The sequence below is a fragment of the Stagnihabitans sp. genome, assembly GCF_964946895.1.
In genome coordinates this window covers 1-12,143 of sequence record NZ_CBBQHX010000028.1, presented here as the reverse complement: position 1 = coordinate 12,143, position 12,143 = coordinate 1, and the positions used below count along the sequence as shown (strand labels likewise).

Genomic DNA, 12,143 nt, shown 5'->3' with positions numbered 1-12,143 from the left:
GACCGGGGGGTTCACACCCCCGGACCCCCGTTGGATATTTGGACAAGTATGAAAGAGGCTGACGTGAGCAAGATACCGGCACAGGCGCGGGCGGTGGTGATTGGCGGGGGCGTCTCGGGCTGCTCGGTGGCGTATCATCTGGCGAAGATGGGCTGGACGGATATTGTTTTGCTGGAGCGCAAGCAGCTGACCAGTGGGACGACGTGGCACGCGGCGGGGTTGATCGGGCAATTGCGCGGCTCGGCCAATATGACGCGCTTGGCGAAGTATTCGGCGGATCTGTATGTGAAGCTGGCGGCGGAGACGGGTGTTGAGACGGGGATGCGGCAGGTCGGGTCGATCTCGGTGGCGCTGACCGAGGCACGGCGCGAGGAGTTGCTGCGGCAGGCCACGGTGGCGCGGATTTTCGACGTGGATGTGACGGAGATTTCGCCGAGTGAGGTCAAGGCGATGTATCCGCATCTGAATGTGAGTGATGTGGTGGGGGCGGTGCATCTGCCGTTGGATGGCCAGTGCGATCCGGGGAATATCGCCTTGGCCTTGGCCAAGGGGGCGCGGATGCGCGGCGCGCAGATATTTGAGCATACCAAGGTTGTGGGCGTCACCAAGGCAGGTGGCCGGGCGACCGGGGTAGATTATGTTGATGCCGATGGGGTGCCGGGGCATATCGCCTCGGATGTCGTGGTGAACTGCGGCGGCATGTGGGGGCGGGACCTTGCGGCGCAGTCGGGCGTGACGTTGCCGCTGCATGCGTGTGAGCATTTCTATCTGATCACCGAGCCGGTGCCGGGTCTGGGCCATATGCCGGTGCTGCGGGTGCCAGACGAATGCGCTTACTATAAGTCCGACGCGGGCAAGATGATGATCGGGGCCTTTGAGCCCAAGGCCAAGCCCTGGGGCATGGGCGGCATCCGCGACGACTTCATGTTCGACACGCTGCCAGAGGACTGGGACCATTTCCAGCCGATCCTGGAACACGCGATGGAGCGGATGCCTTTGTTCCAGACGGCGGGGATTCACACCTTCTTCAACGGGCCGGAAAGCTTCACGCCCGATGACCGCTATTATCTGGGCGAAGCGCCGGAACTGGGCGGGTATTGGGTGGCTGCCGGGTATAACTCGGTTGGCATTGCCGGGTCGGGTGGCGCGGGGATGGCCTTGGCACATTGGATCGTGGAGGGGGAAGCTCCGTTCGATTTGTGGGAGGTCGATATCCGCCGGGCGCAACCCTTTCAGAGGAACAAGGCTTATCTGAAAGAGCGGGTCAGCGAGACCTTGGGGCTGCTTTATGCCGATCACTTCCCCTATCGGCAGGTTGTCACGTCTCGGGGTGTTCGCAGGTCGCCCATTCATGAGCATCTGAAGGCGCGCGGCGCGGTGTTTGGCGAGGTTGCGGGCTGGGAGCGGGCGAACTGGTTTGCGAATGAGGGGCAGGCGCGGGAGTACCAGTATTCGTGGAAACGGCAGAACTGGTTCGAGAACCAGAAGGCGGAGCATCTGGCCGTTCGGGGTTCCGTGGGGCTGTTCGACATGACGTCTTTCGGGAAGATCCGGGTCGAGGGGCGGGATGCGGCGCGGTTCCTCAATCGGGTGTGCTCGGCGGAGGTGGATGTTCCGGTGGGCAAGATCGTTTACACGATGTTCCTGAATGCCAAGGGCGGGATTGAGGCGGACGTGACGGTGACCCGTTTGTCGGAAACCGCTTATCTGATCGTGGTGCCGGGGGCGACATTGCAGCGGGATCTGGCTTGGCTGCGGCGGCATCTGGGCGAGGATTTCGCGGTGGTCACCGACATGACGGCGGCGGAGTCGGTGCTGTGCGTCATGGGGCCGAAGGCGCGTGAGGTTCTGTCGCGGATCACGCCGGATGATCTGTCAAACGCGGCGCATCCGTTCGGGACGGCGCGGGAGATCGAGGTGGGCATGGGGTTGGCCCGGGCGCATCGGGTGACATATGTGGGCGAACTGGGGTGGGAACTTTATGTCTCGGCCGACCAGACGGCGCATGTCTTTGAGGCGCTGATGGAGGCCGCGCCGGAGATCAAGCTTTGCGGGCTGCATACGCTCGATTCGTGCCGGATCGAGAAGGCCTATAGGCATTGGGGGCATGATATCACGGATGAGGATCATGTGCTGGAAGCCGGGCTGGGCTTTGCGGTGAGCAAGAAGAAAGCGTCGTTCCTTGGGCGTGAGGCGGTTTTGCGCAAGGCCGAGGCGGGGTTGGATCGGCGCTTGGTGCAGTTCAGGCTGGTGGACCCGGAGCCCTTGTTGTTCCACAACGAGGCCGTGGTTCGGGATGGCAGGATTGTAGGACCCGTGACGAGCGGTGCCTATGGGCACTTCCTCGGCGGGGCTGTCGGCATGGGCTATGTGCCGTGCAAAGGGCAGACCGAGGCGGAGGTGCTGGGGTCGGATTACGAGATCGAGGTGGCGGGGGTGCGGCACAAGGCTGTGGCCTCGCTGCTGCCGATGTATGATGCCAAATCCGAGCGGGTGCGCCTGTAGCCGGCCGCCGGGGGCCAGCCCCCGGACCCCCGGGATATTTATGAACAAATGAAAAGGGTTGCGGGAGGATCTTGATGAGTTTGGCAGAGCGCCATCAGCGGTTCTGGGATCTGCATCAGGCGGGGTGTTTTGTCATTCCGAACCCATGGGACGTGGGCTCGGCCCGGATCATGGCGGGTTTGGGGGCCAAGGCGCTGGCGACGTCTTCGGCGGCGCACGCGTTTACCTTGGGACGGCCGGATATGGGGGTGAGCCGGGACGAGGCTTTGGCCCATGCGGCAGCGATTGTGGCTGCAACCGGGTTGCCGGTGAGCGGCGATTTCGAGGGTGGGTTTGGCGACGCCCCTGAGGTCGTGGCCGAGACAGTGCGCTTGGGGGCGGAGGTTGGGCTTTCGGGACTGTCGATCGAGGATACGGCGGCGGACAAGTCGTCTTACGGGTTTGACATGGCCGTCGAGCGGGTGATGGCCGGGGTTGCCGCAGCGCGGGGTTTGGGGCGGCCGTTCGTGTTCTGTGCGCGGGCCGATGGCGTGATGAACGGGACCTATGGGCTGGCGGAGGGGATCCGGCGTTTGCAGGCCTTTGAGGCGGCGGGGGCGGATCTGCTGTATTTGCCGGTGCCTCCGGGGCGGGCGGAACTGCGCCAAGTGTTGGCCGCGGTGACGGCGCCGGTCAATGCGCTGGCAGCGGGGACGTTGCGAGATCTGACAGTGGCGGAGTTGGCGGCGATGGGGGTGCGGCGGATTTCCACGGGCAGCCAGATTGCGCGGGTGACCCATGCGGCGATGAAGGATGCGGTAAGTGCCATGCTGGCGGGGTCGTTTGCGCCGTTGAAGGCTGCGGCTTCGGGTGATGAGATGGATGCGCTTCTGGCGCGGGGAATGGGCCTGTCCTGAGGACGGGCGGAAAGGACTGAAGATGAGCGATCTGGCAACGGAGACTGTCGAGGGCGTTGGCGAGGTGTGCGAACCGGCCAAGGCGCGGAACGAGGCGCGGAGCGGACGTTCCGGCGGGCGCTCGGCGCGGGTGGCGCTGCGGGCGGCACCTTTGGCGGATGACGTGAAGCCGGTGCGGGGCGGGATGCCGGGCGGCACCTACAAGCCGTTGACCGAGGCGGGGATGGCGAAGATTCATCAGTCGGCGCTAGAGGCGCTGGAGGTGATCGGTCTTTCCAATGCTCCGGCTTCGGGGGTGGAGATTCTGACCGGGGCGGGGGCCATTCTGGGCGATGACGGGCGCATCCGGTTCCCGCGCGCCTTGGTGGAGGATATGCTGGCTGTGGCGGGGCGCAACATCACGCTGCATGCCCGCGATCCCAAGCATGACCTGCATCTGTCGGGCACCAATGTGCATTTCGGCACGGCGGGCGCGGCGGTGCATATCGTCGATCCGATCACGCTGGAGTATCGGGATTCCACCGCGCAGGATCTGTATGATGCGGCGCGGTTGGTCGATAATCTGGACAACATCCACTTCTATCAGCGCACCATGGTGTGCCGGGACGTGATCGACAACGTCGATATGGACCTGAACACGCTTTATGCCTGCCTTGCGGGGACCAAGAAGCACGTCGGCACCAGCTTCTTTGATCCGGCGGCGGTGGCTCCGGCGTTTGACATCCTGCATCAGGTGGCGGGGGGCGAGGACAAGTGGCTGGAGCGGCCTTTTGTCAGCAATTCCAACTGCTTCGTGGTTCCTCCGATGAAGTTCGCGGAAGAAAGCTGCCGGGTGATGGAGGATTGCATCCGGCGCGGCATGCCGATGCTGTTGCTGTCAGCGGGGCAGGCGGGGGCGACCGCGCCGGCGCCGATTGCCTTGGCGATCGTGCAGGCGATGGCGGAGTGTCTGGCGGGGGTCGTCTATACCAACGCGATCCGCAAGGGTGCTCCGGCGATTTTCGGGACTTGGCCTTTCGTGTCGGACCTGCGGACGGGGGCCATGTCGGGGGGCAGCGCCGAGCAGGCCCTGCTGACGGCGGGCTGTGCGCAGATGCATCGGTTCTATGACCTTCCCGGCGGGGCGGCTAGCGGCATTTCGGACAGCAAGCTGCCCGACATGCAGGCGGGATGGGAGCAGGGGATCACCAACACTTTGGCCGGGCTTGCGGGCCTGAACATGTGCTATGAGGCGGTGGGGATGCATGCGTCCCTCCTCGGCTTCTGCATGGAAAGCCTGATCCTGGGCGATGACCTTCTGGGGCAGGCGATGCGCTGTGTGCGCGGGATCGAGGTGACGGAAGACAACACCTCGATTGACGCGATGAAGCAGGTCTGTCTGGGCGGACCGGGGCACTATCTGGGGTCGGACCAGACGCTGAAGCTGATGCAGACGGAATACATTTACCCCAACGTTGCCAACCGGATGAGCCCGAAGGAATGGAACGAGGCGGGCAAACCCCTGTTGCTGGACAAGGCGATCCAGCGCAAGAATGACATTCTGGCGCGTTCGGGCAACGTGATTGATCCTGCGATCGATGCCGCCATCCGCGCCAAGTACAACATCCACTTCAAGTGAGGCTCCCATGGTCCCGGCACATATGGAAAAATTCTACATCGGCGGCGCTTGGGTCGAACCCCATTCCAAGGCGCGGATGGGTGTAGAGAACCCGGCCACCGAAGAGATCGTCGCGCAAGTCGCCTTGGGCGACCAGACCGACATTGACGCGGCGATTGCCGCGGCCAAGGCGGCGTTTCCGGCTTGGACGGTGACGCCGGTGGCGGAGCGGATTGCCCTGCTCAAGCGCGTTCTCGACGTCTATAACGAGATGTACGAGGAATTCGCGCAGGTGATGAGCACCGAGATGGGCGCCCCCATCGAATGGGCGCGGGGCGCGCAGGCCTGGGCCGGTCAGGTCCATATCGAAAGCACGATCAAGGCCGCCGAAGAGATGGCGTGGGAATACATGCGCGGCACCACGCGGATCGTGCATGAGGGGATCGGGGTTTGCGCCCTGATCACGCCGTGGAACTGGCCGATGAACCAGATCGCCTGCAAGGTGGCCCCCGCGCTGGTGGCGGGCTGCACGATGGTGCTGAAGCCGTCCGAGATTGCACCGCTGTCGGGCGTGCTGTTCGCCCATGTCTGCCACAAGGCCGGGGTTCCGGCGGGCGTGTTCAACCTTGTAAATGGCACCGGACCGGAAGTGGGCGCGCGGATGTCCTCGCATCCGGATGTGGATATGGTCTCGTTCACCGGCTCGACCCGGGCTGGCACGGCGGTGGCTGCTGCAGCGGCACCGACGGTGAAGCGGGTCGCGCAGGAACTGGGCGGCAAAAGCCCCAACATCATCCTGCCGACCGCAGACCTTGCCGCAGCGGTCAAGGCGGGGGTGGAGGGCTGCTTTGGCAACACCGGGCAAAGCTGTGACGCGCCGACCCGGATGTTCGTGCCGCGCGCCACGCATGACGCGGCATTGACCTTTGCGGCTGAGGCCGCCGAGGCGGTGGTCGTCGGTGATCCGACCGATACCGGCACGACGATGGGGCCGCTGATCTCCAAGGCGCAGTTCGACAAGGTCCAGCGCCTGATTCAGGCAGGCATCGACGAGGGCGCAACCCTTGTCACCGGCGGCATCGGGCGGCCTGCGGGCCTCAACCACGGCTGGTTTGTGAAGCCGACGATCTTCGGTGGGGTGACCAACGACATGACCATCTCGCGCGAGGAGATCTTCGGGCCGGTCCTCTCGATCCTGCCCTATGACGACATTGACCACGCTGTGCAGATGGCCAATGACACGCCCTATGGTCTGGCCGCCTATATCGCCGGCCCGGTCGAGGACGCCAAGCCGGTGGCGCGCCGTCTGCGCGCCGGCACCGTCAACCTGAACTACCCGGCATGGGACACCTTTGCGCCTTTCGGCGGTTACAAACAGTCCGGCAACGGGCGCGAATATGCCGATTGGGGCATCCATGACTTCTGCGAAGTGAAAGGCATCGTCGGGTGGGGGGAATGAATTACGGCTATATCGGTCTTGGCAATCTGGGCGGTCATCTGGCCGCCAGCCTGATCCGGGCGGGGCATCAGGTCACGGTCTATGACCGCAACCCCGTGCTGGCCGAGCGGCATCGCGCAATGGGGGCCCAGGTGGCGACCTCGCCGTCCGAATTGGCGGCGGCGGTGGACCATGTCTTCACATGCCTGCCGTCCCCGGCCGTGTCCGAGGCGGTCTTGGCCCAGATCCTGCCGGTGATGAAACCCGGAGCCACCTGGATCGAGAATTCCACGCTCGGCCGCGAGGATGTGCTGCGGCTGGCCGCGTTGGCCCGCTTCGCCGAGGTGCGCATGCTGGAATCGCCGGTCACGGGGGGCGTCCATTTGGCGGCACGTGGGGAAATCACCGTGCTGGTCGGCGGCGATCAAGACCTGTTCGACCTGCACCGCCCCGCGCTGGAGGCGATCGGCGGCAAGATCTTCCACATGGGGCCGCTCGGGTCGGCTGCGGTGATCAAGGTGATCACCAACATGCTGGCCTTCATCCACCTTGTGGCGGACGGCGAGGCGCTGATGCTGGCCAAGCGCGGCGGCCTCGATCTGAAGACGGCGTGGGAGGCGATCACGGCGTCCTCGGGCACCTCTTTCGTGCATGAAACCGAAGGCCAGCTGATCCTGAACGGCAGCTACGACATCGCTTTCACGATGGACCTGGCGCTGAAGGACCTTGGCTTTGCCATGGGCTTTGGCAAGGAATACGGTGTGCCGCTGGACCTCGCGTCCCTGACCAACCAGACCTTCATGAAGGGCAAGGCGGTCTATGGGGGCCAGGCGCAATCGACCCAGATCGTCAAGCTGCTGGAAGACGCGCTCAATACCGACCTGCGCGCCGAGGGCTTCCCTTCCCGCCTTGAATAGCTTCATCTAGGACCAAATATCCCACGGGGGCGCGGGGGTGTGAAACCCCCGCTTCCAGCCCCGCAGAACAAGGCACCTCAGATGACCACCGACCGCCGCTTTGCCGACATGCTGCATCACCGGGGCGCCCGTCTGGGCCGCGGCGACCCGATCGCACCGCCGTTGATCTCGGCCACCACCTTCCACCTGCCGGGGCTGGAGAATGCCGCCTACAAATACGGTCGGATGGCGATGCCGACCTGGGAAGAGGTCGAGGAGCAGCTGGCCATTCTGGAAGGCGCCACGGTGGTGGGCTTCCCCTCTGGCATGGCGGCAATTGCGGCGGCGCTGATGTGCACGCTTGTCGCCGGGCAAGAGGTGATCCTGCCCGCCGATGGCTACTACACGACGCGCCTTCTGGCGGACCGGTTTCTGGCGCCGCTGGGTGTCAAGATCCGGCTGATCGACACGCGCGATGTCGATGCAGCGGATTTCTCGGGGGCTGCGGTGGTATTTCTGGAAACGCCGTCCAACCCCGGCCTTGATTGCTGCGACATCTCGCTGGCCGCCCGCAAGGCGCATGCCGCGGGGGCGAAGCTGATCGTCGACAACACCACGATGACGGCGCTGCTGCAGCGGCCTTTGGACCTTGGTGCCGATCTGGTGGTGGCCGCCGACACCAAGGCGCCGGCTGGACACTCGGACGTGCTTTACGGCCACGTCTCGGGCCGGGACGCTGGCCTGATGGCGCGGGTGGCAGAGTGGCGCAAGCTGTCGGGCGCGGTGCCGGGCGCTTTCGAGGCCTGGCTTTTGCACCGGGGACTGGAGACGCTGGAGGTCCGCCTGTCGCGGATGTGCGCCAGCGCCCAGACGATTGCCGAGCGGCTGGCCGATCACCCCCGCATACAGCACCTGCGCTATCCCGGTCTGCCCCATGATCCAAGCCACGCCATCGCCAAACGGCAGATGTCGGGCTTTGGCTTCCTGATGAGCTTCGAGCTGGAAAGCGAGGAAAAGGCAGAAGACTTCCTGACCCGCTGCGCTTACGTCACCCAGACCACCTCGTTCGGCGGCACCCATTCGGCGGGCGAGCGGCGGGCGCGCTGGGGCGACGCGGTGGCGCCGGGCTTCATCCGTTTTTCCGTGGGGGTCGAGCCGGTGGAGCCCCTGTGGGCCGCGATCGTGGCGGCCTTGCGCGACTGACCGGGCCGCCAGATCCTGTGCGAAGATCTGGGGAGGCGCATTTTCTGCGAAAATCCAAGCTTGGACCTGACACCGGTCTGATCTTGCGCAGAAAGAGCGTGGGGCCGCATTTTCGCAGAAAACTCCTGCGCGGTCCGGGGCCGCCCTGCGCGCCACCTCTGGACCTTTGCGCCCTGTTCCGGCATAGAACGCATGAACAACCGGAGGCCCGCCCCATGTATTTCCTCAAGCGCCTGCTGACCTGGTGGAACAGCCAGACCCTTGGCACCCAGCTTTTCACCGCCCGCCGGGGCGTGAAGGTGGGCGAGGATGGGCAGGGCAATACCTATTACCAGACCGCCGACGGCAAAAAGCGCTGGGTGATCTACAATGGCGAAATGGAAGCCTCGCGCGTGACACCGGACTGGCATGGCTGGCTGCATTTCACCTGGGATCAACCGCCGACCAAGGCTCCGCTGGCGCACAAGCCCTGGGAAGAGCCGCACCTGGAAAACCTGACCGGCACTGCGGCTGCCTATGCGCCGCCCGGCTCGATCCGCCGCGCCGCGCCCGCGCCGCGCGCCGATTACGAAGCCTGGTCGCCGGAATAAGGGGCCGCGCCGATGGCTGACAACAAGCTTGAGATTCTGGCGGGCGCCCTTGTGGTGGCCGTGGCCTTGGGCTTTGTCGCCTATGCCGGCAAAAGCACGGGTGTCGGCACCAGTGGCGACCGCTATGACCTGAAGGCGTCGTTCCGCTCGATCGAGGGCGTGTCGCTGGGGTCGGATGTCAAGCTGGCAGGGGTCAAGGTGGGCGCGCTGACCAAGCTGACGCTTAATCCTGACACCTACATGGCCGATGCCGTGATCTCGATCGACAAGAGCATCAAGCTGCCGACCGACAGCGCTATCCTGATCTCGTCCGAGGGGCTTTTGGGCGGCAATTTCATCGAAATCCAACCCGGCGGCATGCCGGACACGCTCGCCCCCGGGGATGAGATCGAGGACACGCAGGGCGCGGTGTCGCTGATCTCGCTTCTGATGAAATTCGTCAGCTCGAAATCCGATCCAGCGGCCAAGACACCATGAAGGCGCTGGCGCTGGCCTTGGCGGTGCTGGTTGCCCCGGCTGTTCAGGCCGAGGTGGTGGTGGCGACGGGCGGTGCCGTGCGCGTGCTGGACCGGATGACCGGAGCGGTGACCGATTACGACCTTGGCCCCGGACAGGTGCAGGCGGTGGGCAAGCTGCAGGTGCGGCTGGACGAATGCCGCTACCCCTCTGATCAGCCCGAGGCCGAGGCCTATGCCCATCTGACGATTACCGACGAAAGCCAGTTGGATCCGGTGTTCAAGGGCTGGATGGTGGCGTCAAGCCCGGGCCTGTCGGCGCTGGATCATCCGCGCTATGACGTCTGGGTGTTGCACTGCGATGTGCCCGCAACGGCCGCCCCGGCACCCGCCAAAAGCACCACCTCGGGCTCGGGCTCGGGCGGGTAATCGGGCGGGGTGAAGGCTGCGCCGGTGCCCAGTGCTGCGGCCAAGCGCCGCCTGTAGTCGGCGCGCGAGATTTCCTGTGCGCCAAGGCTGGCCAGATGCGGGGTCAGGAACTGCACGTCGAACAGGGTGAAACCCCCGGCGCGCAGGCGGTGCATCAAATAGGTCAGGGCCATCTTGGAGCCATTGAGCTGGCGCGAGAACATGCTTTCGCCAAAGAAGGCAGAGCCCAGAACCACGCCATAGACGCCACCGATCAGGCGGTCCTGATCCCAGACCTCAAGGCTATGGGCGTGGCCCTCGGCCTGCAGGGCGGCATAGGCCGCGAAAATCTCGGCATTGATCCAGGTTTCGGCGCGGTCGGCGCAGGCTGTGACAACCCCGGCGAAGTCGCGGTCGACGGTGACCCGTGGCCGCAGACGGCGGATATGGCGGGCCAGACTGCGCGAGACGTGGAACCCGTCCAACGGGAAGATCGCCCGGCGCTTGGGGTCAACCCAGTGGATTTCGGACGTCTGGCGGCTTTCGGCCATGGGAAAGACCCCGGCAGCATAGGCGCGCAACAAAAGGTCAGGGGTGAGGATCATGCCAGGTCCTCTCTTAAAGCGGCTGGGCCGGGGGGGCGCGGGTCAGGCGGGTAGTTTGGGCAAAGTGTCGATGCTGCCAAGGATGACCGAGGGACAAGGGAGGATGGGCAATTTGCCCATCCTTGCGGTGTCAGGCGTTGCCGAACTTCTTTTCCAGCCACTTTTCCAGCCAATGGATGTTGTATTCGCCGTTCTGGATGTCCGGTTCCGACAGCAGGGCATCGAACAGCGGCATCGTGGTTTCGATGCCGTCGATGATCAACTCGCCCAAGGCGCGGCGCAGACGCGCGAGTGCCTCGGGGCGGTCGCGGCCGTGGACGATCAGCTTGCCGATCAGCGAGTCGTAATAGGGTGGGATCGAGTAGCCGCCGTAGAGGGCCGAGTCCATGCGGACGCCGAGGCCGCCGGGGGCGTGGAACACCTTCACCTTGCCAGGACGGGGGGCGAAGTCGGGCAGGCGTTCGGCGTTGATCCGGACCTCGATGGCGTGGCCGTTGATCTCAAGTTCGTCCTGCGTGAACGAGAGAGGCAGGCCGGAAGCGACGCGGATCTGTTCGCGCACGAGGTCGACGCCGAAGATGGCTTCGGTGACCGGGTGTTCGACCTGCAGACGGGTGTTCATCTCGATGAAGAAGAACTCGCCGTCTTCATAGAGGAACTCGATCGTGCCGGCGCCGATGTACTTGATCTTCGACATCGCGTCGGCGCAGACCTTGCCGATCTTGGCGCGGAGGGCCGGGGTTATGACGGGGCCGGGCGCCTCCTCGAAGACCTTCTGATGGCGGCGCTGCAAGGAACAGTCGCGCTCACCCAGATGGACCGCGTTGCCCTTGCCGTCGCCGAAGACCTGAATTTCGATGTGGCGGGGTTTTTGCAGGTATTTTTCGATATAGACTTCGTCGTTGCCAAAAGCCGCCTTCGATTCCGCCCGCGCGGTGCGGAAGGCGATTTCCAACTCCTCGGGGGTCTTGGCGACCTTCATGCCGCGCCCGCCGCCGCCGGCGGTGGCCTTGATGATGACCGGGAAGCCGATTTTCGCGGCCACGCCGATGGCGGTTTCAAAATCCGGCACGCCGCCGTCAGACCCCGGCACGACCGGGATTCCCAGCGCCTTGGCGGTTTCCTTGGCGGTGATCTTGTCGCCCATGATGCGAATGTGTTCGGCATTAGGGCCAATGAAGGTGATGCCGTGATCCTGCAGGGCCTGCGCAAAGGAGGCATTTTCCGACAGGAAGCCGTAGCCGGGGTGCACCGCCTGCGCGCCGGTGATCTCACACGCAGAGATGATCGCGGCTTTCGACAGGTAGGACAGGGTCGAGGAGGCCGGGCCGATGCAGACAGATTCGTCGGCCATGCGGACGTGCATCGCATCGGCGTCGGCGGTGGAATGCACCGCGACCGATTTGATGCCCATTTCCTGGCAGGCGCGGATCACGCGCAGGGCAATTTCACCCCGGTTGGCGATCAGGATTTTATCGAAGATGGGCAAAGTTGAGGGTGCTGTCAAAATGCCGACCTCACTCGACGATCATCAGGGGCGCGCCGTATTC

General features: G+C 64.6%; 11 protein-coding genes. 9 read left to right on the top strand and 2 right to left on the bottom strand.

Annotation, left to right across the window (positions count from 1 at the left end; genetic code table 11):
- Positions 1-63 precede the first annotated feature (63 nt).
- From AC1Y2B_RS16400 to AC1Y2B_RS16360, 9 genes are all read left to right on the top strand, one after another.
- Positions 64-2,505 (top strand): GcvT family protein, encoded by a 2,442-nt coding sequence (locus AC1Y2B_RS16400; protein WP_482254188.1) that lies wholly within the window; start codon positions 64-66, stop codon positions 2,503-2,505.
- 74 nt (positions 2,506-2,579) lie between these two features.
- On the top strand, positions 2,580-3,401 hold the full coding sequence (locus AC1Y2B_RS16395) for an isocitrate lyase/PEP mutase family protein (protein WP_482254187.1): 822 nt from the start codon (positions 2,580-2,582) through the stop codon (positions 3,399-3,401).
- A 22-nt stretch (positions 3,402-3,423) separates the two neighbouring features.
- Positions 3,424-5,019, top strand: coding sequence for a trimethylamine methyltransferase family protein (locus AC1Y2B_RS16390; protein WP_482254186.1), 1,596 nt, complete (start codon positions 3,424-3,426; stop codon positions 5,017-5,019).
- 7 nt (positions 5,020-5,026) lie between these two features.
- Positions 5,027-6,457 carry an aldehyde dehydrogenase family protein gene (locus tag AC1Y2B_RS16385; protein ID WP_482254185.1) on the top strand — a complete coding sequence of 477 codons (1,431 nt, stop codon included), beginning with the start codon at positions 5,027-5,029 and terminating at the stop codon, positions 6,455-6,457.
- A complete protein-coding gene (locus tag AC1Y2B_RS16380; protein ID WP_482254184.1) occupies positions 6,454-7,353 on the top strand; it encodes an NAD(P)-dependent oxidoreductase in 900 nt (299 codons plus the stop codon). Before AC1Y2B_RS16385 ends, AC1Y2B_RS16380 begins: the two co-directional genes overlap by 4 nt.
- A gap of 81 nt (positions 7,354-7,434) precedes the next feature.
- Positions 7,435-8,535 carry a cystathionine gamma-lyase gene (locus tag AC1Y2B_RS16375; RefSeq protein ID WP_482254183.1) on the top strand — a complete coding sequence of 367 codons (1,101 nt, stop codon included), beginning with the start codon at positions 7,435-7,437 and terminating at the stop codon, positions 8,533-8,535.
- 215 nt (positions 8,536-8,750) lie between these two features.
- On the top strand, positions 8,751-9,125 hold the full coding sequence (locus AC1Y2B_RS16370; protein ID WP_482254182.1) for an NADH:ubiquinone oxidoreductase subunit NDUFA12: 375 nt from the start codon (positions 8,751-8,753) through the stop codon (positions 9,123-9,125).
- Positions 9,126-9,137: 12 nt separating this feature from the next.
- Positions 9,138-9,602, top strand: coding sequence for an outer membrane lipid asymmetry maintenance protein MlaD (gene mlaD, locus AC1Y2B_RS16365; protein WP_482254181.1), 465 nt, complete (start codon positions 9,138-9,140; stop codon positions 9,600-9,602).
- Positions 9,599-10,009: a DUF2155 domain-containing protein gene (locus AC1Y2B_RS16360; protein ID WP_482254180.1), complete on the top strand. Its 411-nt coding sequence runs from the start codon at positions 9,599-9,601 to the stop codon at positions 10,007-10,009. The genes mlaD and AC1Y2B_RS16360 overlap by 4 nt, the downstream gene beginning before the upstream one ends.
- Here AC1Y2B_RS16360 and aat read toward each other — a convergent pair.
- Both aat and accC read right to left on the bottom strand, forming a co-directional pair.
- On the bottom strand, positions 9,916-10,593 hold the full coding sequence (aat, locus tag AC1Y2B_RS16355) for a leucyl/phenylalanyl-tRNA--protein transferase (RefSeq protein ID WP_482254179.1): 678 nt from the start codon (positions 10,591-10,593) through the stop codon (positions 9,916-9,918). The two genes, AC1Y2B_RS16360 and aat, sit on opposite strands and share 94 nt — an antisense overlap.
- A gap of 130 nt (positions 10,594-10,723) precedes the next feature.
- Positions 10,724-12,076: an acetyl-CoA carboxylase biotin carboxylase subunit gene (gene accC / locus AC1Y2B_RS16350; protein WP_482254234.1), complete on the bottom strand. Its 1,353-nt coding sequence runs from the start codon at positions 12,074-12,076 to the stop codon at positions 10,724-10,726.
- Between the last annotated feature and the right edge of the window lie 67 nt (positions 12,077-12,143).

What these genes read in the sequence shown, in the direction of transcription:
- AC1Y2B_RS16360 (WP_482254180.1), top strand. Translation starts at nt 9,599, where the DNA reads ATGAAGGCGCTGGCGCTGGCCTTGGCGGTGCTGGTTGCCCCGGCTGTT.
- AC1Y2B_RS16370 (WP_482254182.1), top strand. Translation starts at nt 8,751, where the DNA reads ATGTATTTCCTCAAGCGCCTGCTGACCTGGTGGAACAGCCAGACCCTT.
- aat (WP_482254179.1), bottom strand. Translation starts at nt 10,593, where the DNA reads ATGATCCTCACCCCTGACCTTTTGTTGCGCGCCTATGCTGCCGGGGTC.
- AC1Y2B_RS16385 (WP_482254185.1), top strand. Translation starts at nt 5,027, where the DNA reads ATGGTCCCGGCACATATGGAAAAATTCTACATCGGCGGCGCTTGGGTC.
- mlaD (WP_482254181.1), top strand. Translation starts at nt 9,138, where the DNA reads ATGGCTGACAACAAGCTTGAGATTCTGGCGGGCGCCCTTGTGGTGGCC.
- AC1Y2B_RS16380 (WP_482254184.1), top strand. Translation starts at nt 6,454, where the DNA reads ATGAATTACGGCTATATCGGTCTTGGCAATCTGGGCGGTCATCTGGCC.
- AC1Y2B_RS16390 (WP_482254186.1), top strand. Translation starts at nt 3,424, where the DNA reads ATGAGCGATCTGGCAACGGAGACTGTCGAGGGCGTTGGCGAGGTGTGC.
- AC1Y2B_RS16375 (WP_482254183.1), top strand. Translation starts at nt 7,435, where the DNA reads ATGACCACCGACCGCCGCTTTGCCGACATGCTGCATCACCGGGGCGCC.
- AC1Y2B_RS16395 (WP_482254187.1), top strand. Translation starts at nt 2,580, where the DNA reads ATGAGTTTGGCAGAGCGCCATCAGCGGTTCTGGGATCTGCATCAGGCG.